This is a genomic window from Bacillus sp. JJ1533, assembly GCF_036965045.1.
Classification (GTDB): Bacteria; Bacillota; Bacilli; order Bacillales; family Bacillaceae_L; genus Ferdinandcohnia.
On sequence record NZ_JBALOV010000036.1, the window covers coordinates 94658 to 115825 of the forward strand.

Annotated in this window: 19 protein-coding genes; 5 read left to right on the plus strand and 14 right to left on the minus strand. The window is 39.8% G+C overall.

All coding sequences use genetic code 11. The features are described 5' to 3' along the window. Nucleotides 1-36: 36 nt before the first annotated feature. Nucleotides 37-294, minus strand: a complete 258-nt coding sequence (locus tag V7138_RS19905) for a DUF3949 domain-containing protein (protein ID WP_335400799.1) — start codon at nt 292-294, stop codon at nt 37-39. Between the two features lie 188 nt (nt 295-482). On the opposite strand from V7138_RS19905, the gene V7138_RS19910 reads away from it, so the two are divergent. Continuing rightward, nucleotides 483-1130 (plus strand): lysozyme inhibitor LprI family protein, encoded by a 648-nt coding sequence (locus V7138_RS19910; protein WP_335400801.1) that lies wholly within the window; start codon nt 483-485, stop codon nt 1128-1130. Between the two features lie 329 nt (nt 1131-1459). Here V7138_RS19910 and gatB read toward each other — a convergent pair whose 3' ends face one another. From gatB to gatC, 3 genes are read right to left on the minus strand one after another with little or no spacing between them, the layout of a single operon-like run. Then, entirely contained in the window at nt 1460-2890 is a 1431-nt protein-coding gene (gatB, locus tag V7138_RS19915) for an Asp-tRNA(Asn)/Glu-tRNA(Gln) amidotransferase subunit GatB (protein ID WP_335400803.1), read from the minus strand. 15 nt (nt 2891-2905) lie between these two features. Then, complete coding sequence (gene gatA, locus V7138_RS19920; RefSeq protein WP_335400805.1) at nt 2906-4363, minus strand: Asp-tRNA(Asn)/Glu-tRNA(Gln) amidotransferase subunit GatA; 1458 nt, start codon at nt 4361-4363, stop codon at nt 2906-2908. 14 nt (nt 4364-4377) lie between these two features. Then, on the minus strand, nt 4378-4668 hold the full coding sequence (gatC, locus tag V7138_RS19925) for an Asp-tRNA(Asn)/Glu-tRNA(Gln) amidotransferase subunit GatC (protein WP_335400807.1): 291 nt from the start codon (nt 4666-4668) through the stop codon (nt 4378-4380). Between the two features lie 194 nt (nt 4669-4862). Between gatC and V7138_RS19930 the strand changes: the two genes are divergently transcribed. The 3 genes from V7138_RS19930 (at nt 4863) to V7138_RS19940 (ending at nt 6227) form a co-directional block, all read left to right on the plus strand. Continuing rightward, nucleotides 4863-5180 (plus strand): thioredoxin family protein, encoded by a 318-nt coding sequence (locus V7138_RS19930; protein ID WP_335400809.1) that lies wholly within the window; start codon nt 4863-4865, stop codon nt 5178-5180. 351 nt (nt 5181-5531) lie between these two features. After that, nucleotides 5532-5834 carry an iron-sulfur cluster assembly accessory protein gene (locus V7138_RS19935; protein WP_335400811.1) on the plus strand — a complete coding sequence of 101 codons (303 nt, stop codon included), beginning with the start codon at nt 5532-5534 and terminating at the stop codon, nt 5832-5834. A 240-nt stretch (nt 5835-6074) separates the two neighbouring features. Beyond that, nucleotides 6075-6227 carry a hypothetical protein gene (locus V7138_RS19940; RefSeq protein WP_335400812.1) on the plus strand — a complete coding sequence of 51 codons (153 nt, stop codon included), beginning with the start codon at nt 6075-6077 and terminating at the stop codon, nt 6225-6227. Nucleotides 6228-6311: 84 nt separating this feature from the next. Here V7138_RS19940 and pruA read toward each other — a convergent pair whose 3' ends face one another. The 8 genes from pruA to V7138_RS19980 all read right to left on the minus strand — a co-directional run bounded on the left by pruA (nt 6312) and on the right by V7138_RS19980 (nt 17826). Beyond that, nucleotides 6312-7859, minus strand: a complete 1548-nt coding sequence (pruA, locus tag V7138_RS19945) for an L-glutamate gamma-semialdehyde dehydrogenase (protein WP_335400814.1) — start codon at nt 7857-7859, stop codon at nt 6312-6314. A 147-nt stretch (nt 7860-8006) separates the two neighbouring features. Continuing rightward, nucleotides 8007-9215 (minus strand): CamS family sex pheromone protein, encoded by a 1209-nt coding sequence (locus V7138_RS19950; RefSeq protein WP_335400816.1) that lies wholly within the window; start codon nt 9213-9215, stop codon nt 8007-8009. A 13-nt stretch (nt 9216-9228) separates the two neighbouring features. Next, nucleotides 9229-11235, minus strand: a complete 2007-nt coding sequence (gene ligA, locus V7138_RS19955; protein WP_335400818.1) for an NAD-dependent DNA ligase LigA — start codon at nt 11233-11235, stop codon at nt 9229-9231. 19 nt (nt 11236-11254) lie between these two features. After that, nucleotides 11255-13483, minus strand: a complete 2229-nt coding sequence (pcrA, locus tag V7138_RS19960) for a DNA helicase PcrA (RefSeq protein ID WP_335400864.1) — start codon at nt 13481-13483, stop codon at nt 11255-11257. Nucleotides 13484-13554: 71 nt separating this feature from the next. Continuing rightward, complete coding sequence (locus tag V7138_RS19965; RefSeq protein ID WP_335400820.1) at nt 13555-14241, minus strand: heptaprenylglyceryl phosphate synthase; 687 nt, start codon at nt 14239-14241, stop codon at nt 13555-13557. A 363-nt stretch (nt 14242-14604) separates the two neighbouring features. After that, entirely contained in the window at nt 14605-14904 is a 300-nt protein-coding gene (locus V7138_RS19970; protein ID WP_335400822.1) for a YerC/YecD family TrpR-related protein, read from the minus strand. Between the two features lie 31 nt (nt 14905-14935). Next, on the minus strand, nt 14936-15988 hold the full coding sequence (locus V7138_RS19975) for a DUF3048 domain-containing protein (RefSeq protein ID WP_335400824.1): 1053 nt from the start codon (nt 15986-15988) through the stop codon (nt 14936-14938). 95 nt (nt 15989-16083) lie between these two features. Continuing rightward, complete coding sequence (locus tag V7138_RS19980) at nt 16084-17826, minus strand: adenine deaminase C-terminal domain-containing protein (RefSeq protein ID WP_335400826.1); 1743 nt, start codon at nt 17824-17826, stop codon at nt 16084-16086. Between the two features lie 190 nt (nt 17827-18016). Here V7138_RS19980 and V7138_RS19985 point away from each other — a divergent pair, with 190 nt between their 5' ends. Further along, a complete protein-coding gene (locus V7138_RS19985; RefSeq protein WP_335400828.1) occupies nt 18017-18274 on the plus strand; it encodes a YgaP family membrane protein in 258 nt (85 codons plus the stop codon). Nucleotides 18275-18332: 58 nt separating this feature from the next. Here the strand turns inward: V7138_RS19985 and purD are convergent, their stop codons facing one another. Together purD and purH are read right to left on the minus strand one after the other, a co-directional pair. Next, entirely contained in the window at nt 18333-19610 is a 1278-nt protein-coding gene (gene purD, locus V7138_RS19990; RefSeq protein WP_335400830.1) for a phosphoribosylamine--glycine ligase, read from the minus strand. 17 nt (nt 19611-19627) lie between these two features. Continuing rightward, on the minus strand, nt 19628-21166 hold the full coding sequence (purH, locus tag V7138_RS19995) for a bifunctional phosphoribosylaminoimidazolecarboxamide formyltransferase/IMP cyclohydrolase (RefSeq protein WP_335400832.1): 1539 nt from the start codon (nt 21164-21166) through the stop codon (nt 19628-19630). Nucleotides 21167-21168: the final 2 nt, after the last annotated feature.

Sequence of the window (21168 nt, forward strand, 5' to 3'; positions counted from 1 at the left end):
AAAAGACCTCCAATAAGCGAAGGTCTGATGAATCAGTTATTTATTACGATGAACGATTTTATAGATTAGGGTTGCGATTAAGGTTGATGGTAAATTTATGAGGCTACCTTGAAGATTGAATTGTAATTGCTGTTCTTCAAAGGACATATCTTCATAGGTTTCGTTATGTGTTTTTTTCGTTTTCTTGAATTTTTCCTTTGTTGCGGCTATGTTCCGGTACTGAATCGGAATCATCACTAATACATAAAGAAGAAGAATGCCACCGATTACATAAAACAGAAAACCGTCTTCCATCATTATTTCCCCCTTAGTTTAACAACTTATACTTCGTTTACGTATAGTACCCGGAGAAGGTTTCATGTGTTAGCAAAAAAACTTCAGTTTTTTACAAACAATATACGACAAGTTTACAAGGTATAATAAAATATTATGCTAAAATATGTATAAATTAGATATTTTGACCATAGGAGGTAAGCCGTATTATGAATAGAAAAAGTTTAATAGCAATACTTACAATGGTATCTGTCATTTTATTGGCAGCTTGTCAAAACTCATCTGAAGATTCAAGTGCCAAATTAGACAAGCCATCCCAAAATAAGCAAACATCTCAAAGTAATAATGACGATTCTTCTAATGTGGGTTCTACAGAAAATACTTCAAACGCTGACAACACTGAAAAAGTTACCATTGATACAAGTAAAAATGAAACAAACGAAAAAACAATTACATCAAACAATGTACCTAAAAAAGAAGAAACTTCATCTACGAATGCAACAGAAAGTTTGAAGGTTGAATATCTACAAAGGTTAAATGATACTAAAAAAATGATGGATGAAATGGAAGCAACCGATACATCTACCTACGCTTTGAAAAAGGTGGAAGACGATCGATGGGATATTTGGGATGAACTATTAAATGAAATTTATGGGGTCCTAAATGAGCAACTTCCAACTGAGAAGATGGACCAATTGAGGCAAGAGCAACGGAATTGGATAAAATTTAGAGATGATACTGCATTAGAAGCATCGCATAAATTTAATGGTGGTACACAGGAACATTTAGAATATTCAGCTGTTTCAGCAAACCTAACAGAGGAAAGATGCTATGAATTAGTTGAATATTATATGTAATTATTGATTAAAGGCATCGCTAGGTAGCAATGCCTTGCTGAGCGTGTCCTGGTTGAATCCTCTTGAGGGACATGCTCAACGCTTTGTAAATCGAGCGTGTACTGGGAGATTACTCTTGTGGGACACGCTTAACGCTTTTTTTGCAGAGCATGTACCGGGAGATCACTCTTGCAGTACATGCTCCCCACTTTTTCAAACGAGCGTGTACCAGGAGAACCATCTTGCAGCACATGCCCAAAGCTTTTTGACCTCAAACATGTACCAACTAGCCATCCCCCTACTAAACAAAAAAAAAAGAGACCCACTCTACAGCAGGTCTCTATCTAAAATTACAGTTTATTCATTTCTTCAACAAGGATTTTGTTCACCATTTGTGGGTTTGCTTGTCCTTTTGTTTGTTTCATGACTTGACCGACTAGGAAGCCGATCGCTTTACCTTTTCCACTCTTAAAATCTTCTACAGATTGTGGGTTATTCGCGATAACCTCAACGATAATTTTTGTTAAGGCACCTTCATCTGAAATCTGAACAAGTCCTTTTTCCTTCACAATCGCTTCTGCGTCTCCGCCTTTTTCAATTAGCTCTTTGAAGACCGTTTTTGCAATCTTAGAGGAAATCGTTCCGTTCTCGATTAGCTTGATCATGCCTGCCAGACTTGCTGGAGTTAAGGCAATTTCATGTAATTCCTTCTGTTCTGCATTGAGGTAACCGGAAACTTCACCCATAATCCAGTTGGATGCTTGCTTAGCATCTGCACCATTTGCTATTGTTTCTTCGAAGAAATCAGATGTTTCTTTCGTCACAGTAAGTACAGCTGCATCATATTCAGGCAGACCAAGTTCTTCAATATAACGCTTTTTACGAGCATCTGGAAGCTCAGGAATTTCTGCACGAACCCGCTCCATCCACTCATCGTCAATATAAAGCTCTACTAAATCTGGCTCAGGGAAGTAACGGTAGTCATCTGAACCTTCTTTCACACGCATTAGAATTGTTGATTTTGATGATTCATCGTAACGACGTGTTTCCTGTTCAATCACGCCACCTGCAGATAAAACTTCCGCTTGACGAATTTCTTCATATTCAAGACCATTTTTCACAAATGCAAATGAGTTTAGGTTCTTTAACTCGGTCTTTGTTCCAAATTCTTTTTGACCGACTGGGCGCAATGAGATGTTGGCATCACAACGGAGTGAACCCTCTTCCATTTTACAGTCTGATACACCCGTATACTGGACAATTGATTTTAACTTTTCCAAATAGGCATAGGCTTCTTCGGGTGTACGGATGTCTGGCTCTGATACGATTTCAATCAATGGAGTTCCCTGACGATTCAAGTCAACTAACGAATAGCCTCGTCCAGAGTGTGTGAGTTTACCTGCATCCTCCTCCAGGTGAAGACGAGTAATCCCAATTCTCTTCTTTTCACCGTTCACTTCGATTTCAATCCAGCCATTTTCCCCAATTGGCTTATCAAATTGAGAGATTTGGTAGGCCTTTGGATTATCCGGATAAAAATAGTTTTTACGGTCAAACTTTGTTTCCTGGTTAATCTCGCAGTTTAAAGCCATCGCGGCCTTCATCGCCCATTCAACCGCTTTTTTATTTATAACCGGAAGAACACCAGGGTATCCTAATTCAACGACACTTGTTAATGTATTTGGAGCAGCTCCGAATTCGTTTGGCGCGCTTGAAAATATTTTTGATTCGGTTTTAAGTTCAACGTGAACCTCCAACCCGATTACTGTTTCAAACTTCATTTCTGATTTCCCCCCTTACAATTGTGGTTTTTGTTTATGATGATCAGTTGCTTTTTCAAACGCATCTGCAACACGATAAATTGTACTTTCATCGAAATGCTTTCCGATAATTTGGAGTCCTAGCGGTAACCCATTTGAAAAACCGCACGGAACTGATATTCCTGGTACACCTGCTAGGTTTACAGGGATGGTCAAGATATCATTTGCATACATTGTAAGTGGATCATCCATGTTTTCACCAAGCTTAAATGCTGGTGTTGGTGTGGTAGGTCCAATAATCACATCGTATTTTTCAAATACATCTTCAAAGTCTTTCTTAATTAATGTACGAACCTTTTGTGCTTTTTTATAATAAGCATCATAATAACCTGAGCTGAGCGCAAACGTTCCGAGCATAATACGGCGCTTGACTTCATCACCAAAGCCTTCACTTCTTGATTGTTTGTACATTTCAATCAAATTCTCTGCATTGTCAGTACGGTACCCGTAACGAACTCCATCAAAACGCGCAAGGTTTGCGGAAGCCTCTGATGATGAAAGTAAATAATAAGTTGCAAGTGCATATTTGGAATGTGGGAGTGAAACTTCTTCCCATGTTGCTCCAAGTCCTTCAAGAACCTTAAGAGCATCAAGTACAGATTGGCGTACTTCCTCATTCACACCCTCACCGAGGTATTCCTTAGGTACCGCAATCTTTAATCCTTTAATATCACCAGTAAGTGCAGATACATAACTTGGCACATCAACATTTGCAGAAGTTGCATCCATTTGATCCACACCAGAAATCGCCTGTAAAAGGAAGGCATTGTCTTCCACAGTACGGGTAACTGGTCCAATTTGGTCTAATGATGATGCAAAAGCAATTAAACCAAAACGTGAAACTCTTCCGTACGTAGGTTTTAACCCAACCACTCCACAAAAGGCTGCAGGTTGACGGATTGAACCACCTGTATCGGAACCAAGTGAAAAGAGGACCTCGCCTGCTGCTACTGCTGCTGCAGATCCACCACTCGAACCACCAGGAACATGGTCAAGATTCCATGGGTTTTTGGTTACCTTGAATCCAGAGTTTTCATTTGATGAACCCATTGCAAATTCGTCCATGTTAAGTTTACCAACCGTAACCGTTTGAGCTGACTTAAGCTTTTGGACAACTGTTGCATCATAGATTGGGTCAAAATTTTCGAGAATCTTACTCGCAGCCGTCGTACGAAGGCCTTTTGTGACGATATTGTCTTTGACACCAATTGGCATACCAAATAATAGACCTAAATCATGGTTGTTTCCAAGTGCTTCGTCCAATTGCTTTGCATATTCTCTTGCATTTTCTTCATCCAATGTTAAAAAAGCTTGTACCTTATCATCAACCGTGTTGATTCTTTTGAATGATTCATCAACAAGGTCAGATACTGAAATTTCTTTTTTATGTAAAAGTGAATGTAATTCTGAGACTTTATGATCAAAAAGTGACAACCTTTCTCCCCCCTTTATTCAATGATAGATGGCACACGGAATTGACCATCTTTTGCATCTGGTGCATTTTTTAATACTTCCTCAACAGGTAATCCTTCTTTTGCGACATCTTCTCGCATAACATTTTTCACGGAAAGAACATGTGAAGTTGGCTTCACATTTTTTGTATCTAATTCATTTAATTGCTCTGCAAACGATATAATGCCATCCAGCTGCTGTTGGAACATCTTTGCTTCTTCTTCCGTTACAGCTAAACGTGCTAAATTTGCAACATGTTTTACTTCTTCAATCGAAATCCTCGACATTTCCCTTCACCTCCACCGTCCATACAATATACTGATAATATCAAAAATAACTCACTTTCGGCAACAATTCCTCCCTCATTCTTCCCGAATTCGACAAGAATCATAGCCAAGAATGCAGCCGGGCAGATTATTTTTCTTTTGGATAGGTAATTTGTTATAGTAAGATTGCAATTACAGGATGTGGAGGGATAGAGATGGAAAGGATTACTTCTGTCGAACAGTTTAATGAAATTATTCAGTCTGAAGGGGCAATTGTAAAATTTGATACAACATGGTGTCCAGATTGCCGACGCCTAGAAGCGTTTATTGGTGAGATTCTTGAAACTCATAACCGTGTTCCTTGGTACAGCATTGACAAGGACGAGTTCCCTGAAATCGCAGAAAAATATGATGTTATGGGAATACCAAGTCTCCTTTATTATAAAGGCGGGGAAAAGCTTGGTCACTTACACAGTGCAAACGCAAAAACTCCTGAACAAGTAAATGAATACCTTGAAGGTTTAGGGATCTAAACATAAGAAAAGCGCAAGGCGCGCAGCCTTAGGCGACAAGCATAAGACGAGCGCTGACAGAAGGCGCTTCTTGCCTTCCGAAGCGATTGGCTTAGACCAGAGAGCCGATGGGCCTGGAGCTAGACATCGAAAACTATGTAATAAATTTTTATACTTTCTTATCTTTAAGAATGCCGTTACCTGCAAAAGGAACGGCCTTTTATTTTTGCTTTCAATCTTTTGTTCTATGATTTTTAAATCTAGTTTTATGAAAACGAACTTTTTTCAGAAAAAGGCTATATATTTGTTATTTTTCAGAAATACTGAGAAAATAAGTAACGTAAATTTTTAATTGGAAATGGGAGAATCAGTATGAACGTAAAAATTAATCGTAATGCAGCAAAGGTAATGAAGAAAATGCTTGAAAGTGAAGAATCCGGAGGAAAAATGCTTCGTGTCGTCATCACAGAACACCACGGCAACCATGCCCATTATGCCCTGCAATTTGATAACCCAACAGAGCATGATGAGATTGTTAAAACCGATAAAGACATTGAAGTTCTTCTTGATACGAGGGATGCAGAATTTTTAGATGGCATTTGGATTCAATTTTTCTATGTTCCCGAAGAACAATTTGTAATTACAAATCCGAAAAAAGGGCATCATCACCATTAAAAGCAAGGATATTAGGCGCGGAGTATTCACCGCGCTTTTTTTATTTCTTTCAAAAAGTCAAGAGACGTTTCTACCACTTTAAATAACAATTCCATTATCCTTTTCTATAAAATGTNNATGTAAATAGTTTGTTCGTTTACTGTAAATGACGTCATTTAGCACATTTTCTATTGTATATTGTTACTAGATTGGAGCTTAGTCAACCAATCAATACATTAATTATCTGGAGGTATGGAAACAATGAAAAAGAATTTATTGTTTAAAATTGGAGCTTCTCTACTAGCAATTTTCTTAATGACAGCATGCAGCAGTGAAGATACGGATACTGACCAGGAACAGCCAGATACTGAACAAACTGAAACTGAGGATGGAGCAGAAGAGGATACAGAATAAGCAACTTAGTGATTTTTCATATAATACATTCAATACTTAAACTAAAACTCCCACTCTACGAAAAGAGAGGGAGTTTCTTTTTTATTACAGCATTTCTGAAGTTGTTTTTGCTTGCATGTGAAGGATTAAGTAGTCTGGGCCACCTGCTTTTGAGTCCGTTCCAGACATATTAAAGCCACCAAATGGTTGATAGCCGACGATTGCACCTGTACATCCGCGGTTGAAGTAAAGGTTGCCGACATGGAAATCTTCTTTTGCTTTTTCAATATTTGCACGGTTATTGGAGATGACTGCGCCTGTTAAACCATACTCAGTATTATTGGCAATATCAATGGCATGGTCGAAATCGCGTGCTTTACAGAATGCCACAACCGGTCCAAAGATTTCTTCTTTCATGATGCGTGCGTCATCACGAACATCAGCAAAAATAGTTGGTTGGATGAACCACCCTTTGGAGTCATCACCTCCTCCACCATGAAGAAGTTTTCCTTCGTTCTTCCCGATTTCAACATAGCTCATAATCTTGTCATAAGCAGCTTGGTCATTAACAGGTCCCATATAAGTTGATTTCTGTGTAGGGTCACCTACTGTTAATTCTTTTGTTAGTTCTACAGCACGATTTAAAACCTCATCATAGACATCTTCAACTATAACTGCTCGCGAACACGCTGAACATTTTTGTCCAGAGAATCCAAAGGCAGATGCAACAATCGATTTAGCAGCTAATTCTAAATCTGCTTCTTTATCAACGACGATCGTATCTTTACCGCCCATTTCTGCGATAACGCGCTTTAGCCAGATTTGGCCTTCATTTAGTTTGGATGCACGTTCGTAGATTCGCAGACCCACATCACGTGAACCTGTAAAGCTTATGAAGCGAGTTTTTGCGTGATCGACTAAGTAGTCGCCAACTTCAGAGCCACTTCCTGGGATATAGTTAACCACCCCTGCAGGCAGTCCTGCTTCTTCAAGAACTTCCATGAATTTTGCAGCAATGACTGGGGTCGTACTAGCTGGTTTTAGTAGGACGGTGTTACCTGAAACTAAGGCAGCTGTTGTCATGCCGGCCATAATCGCAAACGCAAAATTCCAAGGGGAAATGACAACTCCGACACCTAGTGGGATGTAAGTAAATCGATTATGTTCAATCGGACGGCTTTCGACTGGAATTCCATCCTTTAATTTTAACATTTGACGTCCATAGTACTCCATGAAATCAATCGCTTCGGCAGTATCCGCATCTGCTTCATTCCAGGGCTTACCCGCTTCTTTTACAAGAATGGCAGAAAACTCATGCTTGCGACGACGAACAATCGCCGCAGATTTAAAAAGTATATTCGCACGCATTTCCGGGCTCGATTTTCTCCAAGTTTGGAACGTTTCATACGCAACTTGCATGGCCTTCTCGGCTAATTCACGGTTAGCTTTTGAAACACGTCCCACTACTTCTTCCTTGTTTGCAGGGTTAACAGAGACGATTTTATCCTTTGTTGAAATGCGTTCCCCACCAATGATTAAATCATAATCATTGCCTAAATAACCTTCAACAGTTTTAAGGCCGGCCTCAAACGCATTCCTGTTCTGTTCAATTGAAAAATCCGTAAATGGTTCATGTTTATAAGGTACTACCATTTTACATTCGCCTCCCTTGTAGTCTTAGACAATATCATTCTACTAAAATAAAACGCTTACATCAAATGAAAAAGTTTTCATTTTCTATCCTGTTTGTTAGCGAAAAAAACAAGACCCACCGCAAATGGTTAGGTCTTGTTTTTCAGTTTAATTATAAACATGTACGGTTGGTTCATCTTCCCCGGCTTCCCGTACGATGACACTTTCTGCACCACTTTCAGATTCAATATAGACCTGAAGTGAAATATAGTTATCAAAATGCTCCATAATGAGGCCCGTTACATATTGAGTAAATCCGATGACCTCTGCTTTTCCATAGAACTGCATCGGAATGGTTAACGTCAGCTCTTGTAATTCATCATCTTTGTAAAAGCCTTTTCCGACAACTGCTGTGAAATTCGGGAAGAAATCCGCAATTGCATCCGAAAAGTTTTGTACCATTAACGAATCTTCACGATAATTGTTTTTTGCCTCATTTGATGGGAAGAAATAATATTTTTCATTCAGCGTTTCCCACTTTCCAATTTTGGAGGAGTTTGCATCTACTTTCGCCTGCATAATAAAGTTCCCAGGGGCTACAGAGCTAGCTGCCTCTTGTTTAAATAAAGCGATAACGATTGGAATATCACGAATACTTTCATATTTATTCTGTGTTCGAATTCGGTTAATGATTTCCTCGGCGGCTTTTTTTCCTTCTCTTTCGATTTCAGCATCTGAAATCTCAATATCTCTTGGGTAACCACCCATTGAAGCAGGAAGGTTATAATAGTGATGGGAGTTCATGCCAATCCCAATGACTATCCCCCCAAGTTCTAATTTATCCTCATTATTTTTGATTAAATAATTCTGCTCCGTAATTGCTCCGATATAAATTGGACTCTTTTGCATTGCTGCTTCATATCCTGCGTCAGTATCTGGTGTATCAAAAACAGGATTTAATCCTTCATTTGGTAATTCCTTTTTTGCCTTCTTTGCTGTTTCGTACGCTTTTTGTTGAGCATCGGATCTTTTTCGCTTTAACCAGTCTTGAACCGTTTCTTTTTCTAAATACTGACCTTCCTGGAAAAAGTATTTATTTGACGGAAATGAATCCTGAGCAATTCGCATCAATCCTGTCTCAAATTCATCTATATCCAAACGATTATTTATATATGCTGAGACAATTCCCCTAGCCTTTCCCGTTTTATAAGGGATTACTGCTTTATAATAAGAATCTGAAATATTATATCTAGGTATTATCGCTTTCTCTGCCTTTTTATCTGAATCTTGAACAACCTCTGTCTCTTGGTCAAATTTCGGTGCACATCCAGATAAGAGAAGCAACAAAGCCAAACCTAGAATGATTAGGTTTCTCAAGTTCGAACACCTCTTACTTCCTTAGTTCTTGTACCAGTCTATCCTCATCCCAAATCTCAATTTGCAAATCTTGTGCTTTTGTTAGTTTTGATCCTGCTGCTTCGCCTGCAATGAGAAGATCTGTGCTTTTACTTACACTTCCTGTCACTTTTCCACCAAGTGCCTCAATTTCTGCTTTTGCTTCATTTCTTGTTAATTGCTCAAGCTTACCTGTTAGGACGATGGTTTTTCCGGCAAAGTAGGAATCACTATCTTCCACTGATACAAGCTTAGGTCCTTTATATTCCATATTTATGCCATATTCACGCAGTTCATTTAAAAGTTCATGCACCTCTGGTTGCTCGAAATAGGTGACAACAGCATCAGCCATTTTTTCACCGATTTCATTGATTTCCGTCAGTTCTTCTCGAGTTGCAATCTGGAGCTTCTCCATTGTTCCAAAATGTTGTGCCAAGGTCTTTGCAGCCTTTGCCCCAACATGGCGAATGCCTAAACCAAATAGAAGCTTTTCTAAGGAATTTGATTTTGATACTTCAATGGCAGTTACCAAATTATCAGCTGATTTTTCACCCATTCGCTCAAGGTTAATTAACTGTTCCTTTGTTAATGTGTAAATATCGGCAACATCGGCAATCATTTTTTCGTCAAATAATTGTGAAATAACCTTTTCTCCGAGGCCGTCAATATTCATTGCATTTCGAGAGACAAAATGAATTAAGCCTTCCTTAATCTGCGCTGGGCATTTCGGGTTGATACAGCGTAGAGCAACCTCTCCGTCTAAGCGAACTAGCTCACTTTCACAGTCAGGACAATGTGTTGGCATGAAGAACTCTGACTCCTCGCCAGTCCGTTTTTCAACAAGAACATTTACAACTTCTGGTATGATGTCGCCCGCCTTTTTCACAACAACTGAATCCCCTATTCGGATATCCTTTTCACGGATTAAATCCTCATTATGGAGAGATGCCCGCTGAACAGTTGTACCTGCAACTCGAACCGGCTCTAAGATTGCAGTCGGCGTTATAACACCAGTTCTACCCACACTTAATTCTATATCTATTAGTTTTGTAACAACTTCTTCTGCTGGGAATTTATAAGCAATCGCCCAACGTGGACTTTTTGCAGTAAAACCAAGTTCATCCTGCTGGTCGAATGAATCAACCTTTATGACAATTCCATCAATATCATACATAAGTGCTGGACGCTTTTCTGTCCATTCCGAGATATATTCGAGAACTTCCTCGATAGTCGCACATTTTCTGCGTTCCGGATTTGTTTTAAAGCCTACTTCATCAAGCATATTAAGGCCTTCGCTATGTGAATCGACGCCTAGATTGGTTGTGTCAGCAATCGCATATAAAAAGATATCGAGATTACGACTTGCAGCAATTTTCGGGTCAAGCTGCCTTAATGACCCTGCCGCTGCATTCCGCGGATTCGCAAATGGCTCTTCCTCTTTCTCGAGTCTTGCAGCATTTAGCCTTTCGAATGAATTTCTCGGCATGAATGCTTCCCCGCGAACCTCAAGATCGAGTGGCTTCTTTAAACGAAGAGGTATGGAACGAATCGTTTTTAGGTTAACCGTAATATCTTCGCCAATTGTTCCATCACCACGTGTTGAACCTTGGACAAAACGCCCTTGCTCATAGCGAAGCGACACCGCAAGACCATCAATTTTTAGTTCACACACATAGGAAATTGAATCACCCACTGCTTGTCTCGCACGGCGATCAAAATCACGTAAGTCCTGTTCATTGAAGGCATTTCCTAGACTGAGCATCGGAATTCGATGCTCTACTTTTTGAAAGGATTCAAGAACCTGTCCTCCGACGCGGACTGTAGGAGAGTCCCCTGTCTTTAATTCTGGGTAATTCTCCTCAAGCTGAATCAATTCGCGCATTAACCGATCATATTCCGCATCTGGTACAGAGGGCTTATCCAACACATGGTATTCATAATTGTACTGATTTAAAAGCTTATGGAGTTCCTGAACTCTTTCTTGCGCTACCATTTTGTCCATACATCCAATCCTCGCTTTCCTAATTTGACTTTGTGATTGGAGCAAATTTTGCAAGCAATCGTTTGATTCCTGTTGGACTAGGGAATGCAATATCTAATTCCTTCGATTCCCCTTCTCCTTTTACACTGACAACCGTACCAATTCCCCATTTTTTATGCTCGGCCTTGTCGCCAACCTTCCAGCCAATTTCATCTCCACCAGTTGACTGTGCAATTGGTTTTGAGAATACTCTTCGTTCAGGCTGCCTTGAAGGTGAGGAAGTAGAAGAAAATGGAGTTCGCATTTGTTGTCTGCGCTGGGCACCTAAATCTTCAAGTAGTTCTTCTGGAATTTCGGCAATAAATCGTGATACTGGATTCATTGAAGTACGACCATATAAAGTTCTCATTTGAGCATTCGATAGATACAACTCTTCCTCCGCCCTAGTGATTCCTACATACGCAAGTCGGCGTTCTTCCTCCATCTCAGCCTCTTCCATGAGGGAACGACTATGCGGGAAGACTCCTTCTTCCATTCCCATTAAAAAGACAACAGGAAACTCGAGTCCCTTTGCTGAGTGCAATGTCATGAGGACAACTGCATTATTTTTATCAGTTTCATCTTCATCAAGCTTATCGATATCTGCAACCAATGCTAAGTCTGTTAAAAACGCAACCAGACTCTTATCATCATTGGCTTTCTCAAAGTTTTGGGTAACAGATAAAAATTCTTCAATGTTTTCGATTCGGCTTTGAGCTTCTAGCGTCTTTTCAGTCTTTAATGCTTCTAAATAACCGGTTTTCTCTAACACATTCTCCACTAATTCAGTAACCGATAAATAATCCTGCATTTGATCCCAATTATTGATTAAATCACGAAACTCACGTAATGAATTGGTTATTTTCGCACTTAAACCAATTTGCTCAACTTCCTGTAAAGCTTGGAATATGGAAAGGTCTTGAGCATTCGCGTAATTTGCAATTTTATCAATGGAGGTAGCACCAATTCCACGCTTTGGCACATTAATAATTCTCGTTAAACTAATATCATCATCAGGATTTGCAATCACGCGCAAGTATGCCAAAATATCCTTAATTTCTTTACGGTCATAGAACTTAATGCCGCCGACAATTTGATAGTTGATATTGGATTTGAGCAATACTTCCTCCATTACACGGGATTGTGCATTGGTTCGATACAAAATCGCGATATCTTTATAGGAACGTTTTCCGCCATCTACGAGTTCTCGGATTTTTCCAGCTACAAATTGCGCTTCTCCGGATTCACTGTCCGCACGGTAATAGAAAATCTTATTTCCTTCATCATTTTCTGTCCAAAGATTTTTTGCCTTACGATTCATATTGTTTTGAATGACTTGATTGGCTGCCTTTAGTATTCGTTGCGTTGAACGGTAATTTTGTTCAAGCAGAATTACTTTTGCATTACTGTAGTCTTTCTCAAATGAAAGAATATTGGCGATATCAGCCCCACGCCAGCGATAGATGGACTGATCGGAATCACCTACGACACATAAGTTTTTAAAACGCGTTGCAAGGAGCTTAACAAGAATATACTGTGCACGGTTCGTATCCTGATACTCGTCCACATGGATATATTGAAACTTACGTTGATAGAATTCTAATACTTCAGGAACCCGCTTGAATAGTTGAATGGTCATCATAATGAGATCATCAAAATCAAGTGCTTGGTTTTTGCGAAGCCGCTTTTGATACAATGTATAAACATCACTTACAATTTGCTCATACATGCCACCCGCTGTTTTCTCATAGTCTTCAGGTGTTTGTAACTCGTTTTTTGCACTGCTAATACTACCAAGAATTGAACGTGGATCAAATTTTTTCGGATCAATGTTCTTTTCTTTTAAGATATTCTTGATGACCGAAAGCTGGTCTGTTGTATCCAAAATTGAAAAATTACGGCTGAAGCCCATGCGGTCGATATCTCTTCGTAAAATTCGCACACACATGGAGTGGAATGTTGAAATCCAAATATCCTCGGCTGCACCACCCAAAATCGCTTGAACACGCTCTTTCATTTCTCGAGCTGCTTTGTTTGTGAAAGTGATCGCTAAAATATTCCATGGCGCGATTTCCTTTTCCACCATTAAATACGCAATACGGTGTGTTAGAACGCGTGTCTTTCCACTCCCCGCACCTGCCATAATTAACAGAGGACCATCTGTCGCTTTAACCGCTTCTTGTTGTTGTTCGTTTAATCCCGTTAACAATTTATTGCTGAGAAATTGCAATTTCTTCACCGTCCCTTTTCGAAGTCGTACATACGTTCTATTTTACCTGAGTTGTAACAAAAATTCCATGCTTATCCCTTAACAGCTTGTACTGTTTTTAAAGCTGTATTTATGTCTTCGTAAATAATATTTCCAACGACAATTGTGTCTGCACAACCAGCCATTTCTTTTGCCTGATCAGGTGTCTTAATCCCACCGCCATAAAACAATTTCGTTGTTTGTAAATTGTCGCTTACGGCCTCGACAATCTCCTTATCGCCATAGGTCCCGCTATATTCTAAATAAAAGATAGGGAGCGAGAACATTTTCTCTGCCATTGCCGCATAGGCTACCACATCATCCTTGCTCAAGGATGTATCGGCACCTGTCAATTTAGCAGCCTTGCAGTCTTCATTCAGGATGCAATACCCCTGCATAATCATCTCTTCCCAATTCATTACATCCCCATATTCCTTAACTGCCTCATGATGCAGACCCATCATCCATCTTGTGTCACTGCTATTCAAAACAGTTGGAATAAAATATAAATCAAAGCCAGGTGAGACTGACTCAATATTTGAAATTTCTAATACAACAGGCACAGTATAACGTCGGATTCGAGACATTAGGTGAAGGACATTGTCTAGTGTCACTCCATCAGTACCACCAACTATAATCGCATCTGTACCAGATTCACAAATTGCATCTAAATGTTCATCGTTAATTTCCTTATTCGGATCCAGCTTAAAAACATGTCTCCATTCTCTAAAATCGTACATGAAGATCCTCCATTCATCTTTCCATTCCTCCATTATAACAAAACTACACGCATCTATTAATACCTTGAAGGATTTCACCATAATTTCTGTTTACTGCTGTTAATTTGTACATACTGTCGTTAATCAAAGAATACTGTTTTTCGTACTTATCCTTAAGAAAAGCGCAAGGCGCCTGCCTATCGGCGACAAGCATAAGACGAGCGCTGACAGAAGGCGCTTCTTGCCTTCCGAAGCGATTGGCTTATGACCTCGAGCCGATGGCGCCTGGAGCTAGACATCGAAAATATGTAATAAATTTTTATACTTTCTTATCTTTTAAATAAAAAAGCCGAAACCCCAAGGTTCCGACTTCTCCATACTTTATTATTTATTCAATTCCTTCACGCGGTCAAGTGCCATTTGATAGGCATCGTTACCGTAATTTAAACAACGTTTTACACGTGAAATTGTTGCGGTGCTAGCTCCTGTTTCTGTTTCAATCTTATGGTAGGTGTTACCTTCTTGAAGCATTCTTGCAACCTCAAGGCGTTGAGCCAGCGATTGAATTTCATTTACGGTACATAAATCGTCAAAGAATCGATAGCACTCTTCAAGATCTTTGAGCGAGAGGACTGCATTAAATAATTGATCGAGTTCTTTCCCACGTAATTTATCAATTTGCATATCGTTAGTATCTCCCTTTTTAAAATGTTATCTAATTTCCAAACGAAACGGAGCCTGCGATTCCTGGTGAAGTTGGTATAATATTTATCCATGTTTTTCCTGGAACAAAGCCGATTTCTTCACCATTCGCAAAAGGAACAATTCGTCCATCGACATTTCTCCATTCAATTTCCTGTGCTTTCCCTTTCTGAAGTAAATAGCCTTTTCCTCCAGAAGTTACATCAATCTCACGTCGACCATATTCATCAATAAAGCGATGATTCATTTCAACGATAAGCACATTATCCAGTAAAACCGGTGTATCCGTTTCTCGGTCTACTGTTTGATTGCCTCCGCTATAACGCTCATACTTTCCTTTATCTTGATTAAAGTCATAAACCGCCGCAAAAATGTCTCTTGATGAATAGGAAACACGAACATGTTCAGCTAGTGTCCCTTCAATTCCACCGACTTCGTCTTCCGATAAAAATTGAAAACTTGGCACTTCTTCTTTCATCGAATATCCTTGTTTATTTGCCCCTTCCTCGACATTTTCAAAAGAAATATACGAGTTATGTGGGGCAACATTATGATTAGCCCTCCAAAATAGAGTGCCATCATAAACCATTCCATTTATATTATCGATCTTGCCGCTGTTTAAAATCTGTTGGGCCTCTGGGCTCCATCCATGTGCCACATATAAAGCATCAAAGCCCTTGCTCAACTCTATATAATAATCTCTCGCACTACGAACAGGTCCAATAATCTCTGGTTTCTCACTTTGAAACACGGCAAGGAAGCGAGTAACATCTCCCTCAGCTAATACTTCATACACAATATCTGCCATGTGTAATCCAGATTGTGGACGTGCTTGCGGATGATTATTTATCATAACAGCAAATGGACGATTGTTGATGTCGTCGTTTGTTCCCATTCCGGTTAGTGGAAAAACATGTTCAAACTTTTGGCTTGGTTCCCCTTTAGCAACAGGCTCAGACTGTTTTGGTTCATGCTCATCCTGCTGTTTCGCTGCTTCTTCTTTATTACTACATGCTGTGGTAAGAAGTAATAGGAAAATTCCTAGAATGAATACAATCTTTTTCATTATCGAGCACACAACCTTTATTAAATTAAATTAAATGCGCCTAAGCGGATTTGTTCGCAAAAATCTAATACGCCAAAGTTAAATCCTTTTATATTTTAACGCATTATTGACGGAAAGAGTACTATTTTATTCATGACATCATAAATCCCTTGCGGTGTGATACGAATATAGGGTAAATGGGTAGATGACAAAAACGTCAGTGTATAGATTGGATCACTATGATTGTATCCGCGTTCCCGCACTAAACGAACGAATTCTTTTTCAAGCGAACTTAATTCTGCCACGGATTTGGAAGACGTCAGTCCGCCTATGTCTAATGGGATTTCATGCAGTATATTACCTTTTTCAGTTAGGACCATTCCACCTCCCATTTCTTTCATCCGATTGAAGGCTAGAAGCATATCCTTTTTATTTTTTCCAATTAATACAAAATCAGCCGTATTTGAAAAAGAACTTGCAAATCCTGAGATACTATTCGCAAAACCTTTTACCATCGTGTTTACTCGCCATTTTCCTTCCCGGTCCACTAGCATCAAGAAACTCTCATCATGTTCCATTGAAAGTTCATCATAGGATGCGTCGATAGATATGGAATAAGGTTTCATAATGACGGCATTTTCCATCTTCATTCCAAATGGCATTGAAAACTGAAGATCATCAAGCGTCAGCTCCCAGCTTGTCGCCAAATTTGAAAAGCCTTGACTCTTAAATGGGAATTCCGGAAATGCGTTCATGTCTTTATGGTCTCGTTTCACCCAAACACCTTTAGCAAGAACGGATTCAGGTGTAGGATTGTCTTTTGCTGATAAAATGTTAAGGTTTGCGATTCTTCCCGTTGCAATCATACCATGGAGGTTTTCGATATTGTAATGTCGCGCAACATTAATCGTTGCCATATTATAGGCATCAATGATTGGAACGCCTTTTTCAATTGCAATTTTGATCATGTTATCAATGATACCTTGCTCGTAAAATGCCGGTGGCGAACCATCTGTCGTAAAAATGAAATGATCATACTCCTCAATACCAATTTCATGGATTTCGTCTAAAATTTTTGGCAAGTCCGGACGAATCGATGAATAGCGCAAGGAAGTTGTGTATCCTTGAAGCAGACGATTTAATACATCAGTTCCGGTCATGGACTCATGATCACAATCAGCCCCTAAAAGCATCAATTTTGCCAACGTTTTTTCCGAAGCCCCAGGAAAATGGCCTTCTACTTTTTTCCCAACCCTCTTCGTTTCTTGAATCCAGTGGAGCATAAGGTCATCGCCATCCAGTAACTTAGGCCATCCTGTCAATTCTCCACCTTGCACAACTGAGTCATGTTCAATCCAGCTTAACACATTCCCATTTGAGAAAGCTTGTTCCTCATGGTGAATCTCAGTCTGAGGATCATATCGGCACCACCAGTACATCGTAACAGGAAGTTTCTTCATTTCCTCAAGAAAAGAAAACGCTTTCTTTTTAGTCGTTTGTAGTGCCAGTACTAGGTTATCATTAATGATTGTTGTCGTCCCTGTTTGGGATGCATATTGAGCAAATGAGTGGGGATTATATAAATGAAAAGAATGTGCATGTGGTTCAATATAACCCGGCACCACAAATTTCCCATCACACTCTATTACTTCACAGTCATTTAGTTTTGATGGTAATTGCTGACCAACGTACACAATGCGGTCTTGGTAAATCCAAATATTTGCGTTGATCCACTTTTTTAACATTTGATTTAGATATGTGACATTTTTCAATAGAATTGTTGGTGATTTTTTTCCATCTATGACAGCAACATGTTCTCGGAGTTGCTTATTTTTCCAGCGGTAGCGTTGCCCAATCATTAACCATCTCTCCAATCTCTTCCATAAAGCATAATGGAAGCGCTTTACATTATAGTACCATATTAATCGATTTACTGCATTAAAGAATTTGTGAAAATTTGTAAAAGTTAAATCAAATATGCTTCAGCGTATTTGATTAAAAAATGCAGGTCTTTAACATTTGTAAAAGATATGTGAATGGAGGTAACGTATGAAACCAAACATAGGACTTATAAATGCGCTTGTCCGAATCACTTGTGGGTTTACGATGCTTGCGTGGGCAACGGCAAAAATGGTGAAACGGCCATGGCGCGAAAGCTTTATTGTGGTCGCAATGCTCGGTGGAATGAAGGTAGCTGAGGGGATCACTCGTTTTTGCCCGCTTACAGCTCTCTTTTATGAATATGTTGAAAGAAAGCAAGAAAATCTAGAACCACTAAAGGAGCTACCTCCTGTTAATCCATCATAAATGTTAAAAAGGTAAGAGGGCTAGCCTCTTACCTTTTTTAATCATATGAAATTGCGCGTTAACCAATAGGAATTGCGCTATAAGCTAAAGCCTTGTTTCCAATATCTTTTCGGTAAAATAGATTGGAGCACTGAATTTTTTCCGCTTCTTGGTAGACAAGGTTCTGTGCATCTTCCAAGCTTTCACCGCTTGCAACAACGGTTAGAACTCTTCCGCCATTCGTCACAAATTGGCCATTGACCACATCTGTTCCAGCATGGAACACGGTGACTTCTTCATCTAAGTGATTGAGCCCTTCAATGACTGCTCCTTTTTCATAGCTTTCAGGATAGCCTTTTGAGGCAAGGACGACACCAAGAGTTGCATGGTTTGACCACTCGAGGGTAATCTCTTTTTGATTAAGAAGCCCTTCGATGACTTCAATAAAATCAGACTCTAAACGTGGTAGAACTACCTGTGTTTCAGGGTCACCAAAGCGAGCGTTGTATTCGATAACCTTTGGTCCATCCGGCGTTAAAATTAACCCTGCATACAGAATCCCTGTAAAACATCGTCCTTCTGTTTCCATTGCTTTAACGGTTGGGTTAACAATCGTTTCAACTGCTGTTTGCACTACTTCCTCCGAAATTTGCGGAACAGGAGAATAGGCGCCCATTCCTCCAGTGTTAGGACCTTCATCATTGTCAAATGCACGCTTATGGTCCTGTGATATGACCATTGGATAAGCTGTTTTTCCGTCCACAAAAGCCATTAAGGAGAACTCTTCCCCAGCAAGAAACTCTTCAATGACAACCTGAGCACTTGCTTCGCCAAATTTATTCGCTTCCAGCATCTCATACACACTTGATAGGGCTTCTTCTAAAGTAAGAGCAACTGTCACGCCTTTACCGGCAGCTAGGCCATCTGCTTTGATTACGATAGGTGCACCTTTTTTTAGGATGTATTGTTTGGCCGCTTCATAAGATGTAAATGTTTCATATTCCGCAGTTGGGATATCGTATTTTTTCATAATTTCCTTCGCAAACGATTTGCTACCTTCCAGGAGGGCTGCTTCCTTTGTTGGTCCAAAAATAGCTAAGCCCTCTGCCTGAAATCGGTTTACGATCCCGTTGATTAATGGAACCTCAGGCCCCACAAGGGTTAGGCCGATTTGTTCTTTCTTTACAAAATCAATTAGAGAGTCAAAATCATTTTCATCGATGTTGACTAAGGTTGCGATTGTCTGCATCCCCGGATTACCCGGTGCGGCATAAACTGTGTCTACTTTTGAACTTTGAGCAACCTTCCAGGCAAGTGTATGTTCACGGCCACCGCGACCGACAATTAGTACTTTCATTTATTCACCTCATTACATTAATGTTTAAAATGACGTACTCCGGTAAAGACCATTGCGATTCCGTATTCGTCTGCTTTTTGAATGGACTCTTCGTCACGAATTGATCCACCTGGTTGGATGATGGCTGTAATGCCTGCTTTTGCTGCAGCCTCTACTGTGTCACCCATTGGGAAGAAGGCATCTGATGCAAGTGCTGAGCCTTTTGCTTTTTCACCGGCTTGATTAATCGCAATATTCGCCGAGCCGACTCGGTTCATTTGCCCTGCTCCAATTCCAATTGTCATATCGTCTTTTGCTAATACAATCGCATTTGATTTAACGTGTTTTACAACCTTCCAGCCAAGCTTTAAATCTGCCCATTCTTGTTCAGTTGGTTCGCGCTTGGTTGGAATCGAAATTGTTGCATCATCTAAGCTGTATTCATCTTCATCTTGCACGAGCAAACCACCATATACAGACACAAGCTTCTTCTCAATCTTCCCATCATCTGAAAAATCTACAGTGAGTAAACGTAAATTTTTCTTGGAAGAGAGAATCTCAAAAGCTTCCTCACTAAAGGATGGTGCAATAATAATTTCAAGGAAGATTTCACGCATTTTATGAGCAGTTTGTGCGTCAACTTCACGGTTAACGGCAATAATACCGCCAAAAATAGAGGTAGAATCCGCTTCAAATGCTTTTTGATACGCTTCCTCTATCGTATTTCCAACCCCAACACCACATGGGTTCATATGCTTAACAGCAACTGCTGCTGGCTCATTGAATTCTTTAACGATTTGAAGAGCAGCATTCGCATCATTAATGTTATTGTAAGATAACTCTTTTCCGTGTAATTGTGTAGCAGACGCAATCGAAACGTGCGAGCCCAGTGGCTTTTTATAAAATGCAGCCTTTTGATGTGGGTTCTCTCCATAACGGAGGTCTTGTTTCTTCTCATACGTCACCGTTAAGGTTTCTGGACTTTCCTCACCTGCAGCATTTGTTAAAAATTCAGCAATAACTGCATCATATGCAGCAGTATGACGGAATACCTTTGCCCCTAAACGAAGCTTTGTTTCAGGAGTGACCTCGCCTTTTTCAGTGATCTCTCCTAAAACGATATCGTAATCCTGCGGATCCACAACAACTGTTACATACTTGTGGTTTTTTGCTGCAGACCGAAGCATAGAAGGTCCACCAATATCGATATTTTCAATTGCATCTGCGAACTGTACGTCTGGCTTTGCAATTGTTTGTTGAAATGGGTATAGGTTAACAACAACTAGATCAATTGGGGTAATATGATGTTCTTGAAGCTGTTTTACATGTTCTTCATTTTCACGAACTGCAAGAAGTCCACCATGAATATTTGGATGAAGAGTCTTTACACGTCCATCCATGATTTCAGGGAAGCCTGTCACTTCTGAAATTCCGATTACAGATAGGCCTGCTTCCTCAAGAGTACGCTTTGTACCTCCTGTTGAAATAACCTCTACCCCATTTTCAATTAAGCCTTTTACGAAAGGAACAAGGCCTTGTTTATCTGAGACACTGACAAGTGCACGTTTGATTGTCACGT

Excerpts from the sequence above, each read along its gene's own strand:
- V7138_RS19930 (WP_335400809.1), top strand. The coding sequence starts at position 4,863 with ATGGAAAGGATTACTTCTGTCGAACAGTTTAATGAAATTATTCAGTCT.
- ligA (WP_335400818.1), bottom strand. The coding sequence starts at position 11,235 with ATGGACAAAATGGTAGCGCAAGAAAGAGTTCAGGAACTCCATAAGCTT.
- V7138_RS19975 (WP_335400824.1), bottom strand. The coding sequence starts at position 15,988 with ATGAAAAAGATTGTATTCATTCTAGGAATTTTCCTATTACTTCTTACC.
- pruA (WP_335400814.1), bottom strand. The coding sequence starts at position 7,859 with ATGGTAGTACCTTATAAACATGAACCATTTACGGATTTTTCAATTGAA.
- V7138_RS19910 (WP_335400801.1), top strand. The coding sequence starts at position 483 with ATGAATAGAAAAAGTTTAATAGCAATACTTACAATGGTATCTGTCATT.
- purD (WP_335400830.1), bottom strand. The coding sequence starts at position 19,610 with ATGAAAGTACTAATTGTCGGTCGCGGTGGCCGTGAACATACACTTGCC.
- V7138_RS19965 (WP_335400820.1), bottom strand. The coding sequence starts at position 14,241 with ATGTACGATTTTAGAGAATGGAGACATGTTTTTAAGCTGGATCCGAAT.
- V7138_RS19940 (WP_335400812.1), top strand. The coding sequence starts at position 6,075 with ATGAAAAAGAATTTATTGTTTAAAATTGGAGCTTCTCTACTAGCAATT.
- V7138_RS19905 (WP_335400799.1), bottom strand. The coding sequence starts at position 294 with ATGGAAGACGGTTTTCTGTTTTATGTAATCGGTGGCATTCTTCTTCTT.
- V7138_RS19935 (WP_335400811.1), top strand. The coding sequence starts at position 5,532 with ATGAACGTAAAAATTAATCGTAATGCAGCAAAGGTAATGAAGAAAATG.
- V7138_RS19985 (WP_335400828.1), top strand. The coding sequence starts at position 18,017 with ATGAAACCAAACATAGGACTTATAAATGCGCTTGTCCGAATCACTTGT.
- gatC (WP_335400807.1), bottom strand. The coding sequence starts at position 4,668 with ATGTCGAGGATTTCGATTGAAGAAGTAAAACATGTTGCAAATTTAGCA.
- V7138_RS19980 (WP_335400826.1), bottom strand. The coding sequence starts at position 17,826 with ATGATTGGGCAACGCTACCGCTGGAAAAATAAGCAACTCCGAGAACAT.
- gatB (WP_335400803.1), bottom strand. The coding sequence starts at position 2,890 with ATGAAGTTTGAAACAGTAATCGGGTTGGAGGTTCACGTTGAACTTAAA.
- V7138_RS19970 (WP_335400822.1), bottom strand. The coding sequence starts at position 14,904 with ATGCAAATTGATAAATTACGTGGGAAAGAACTCGATCAATTATTTAAT.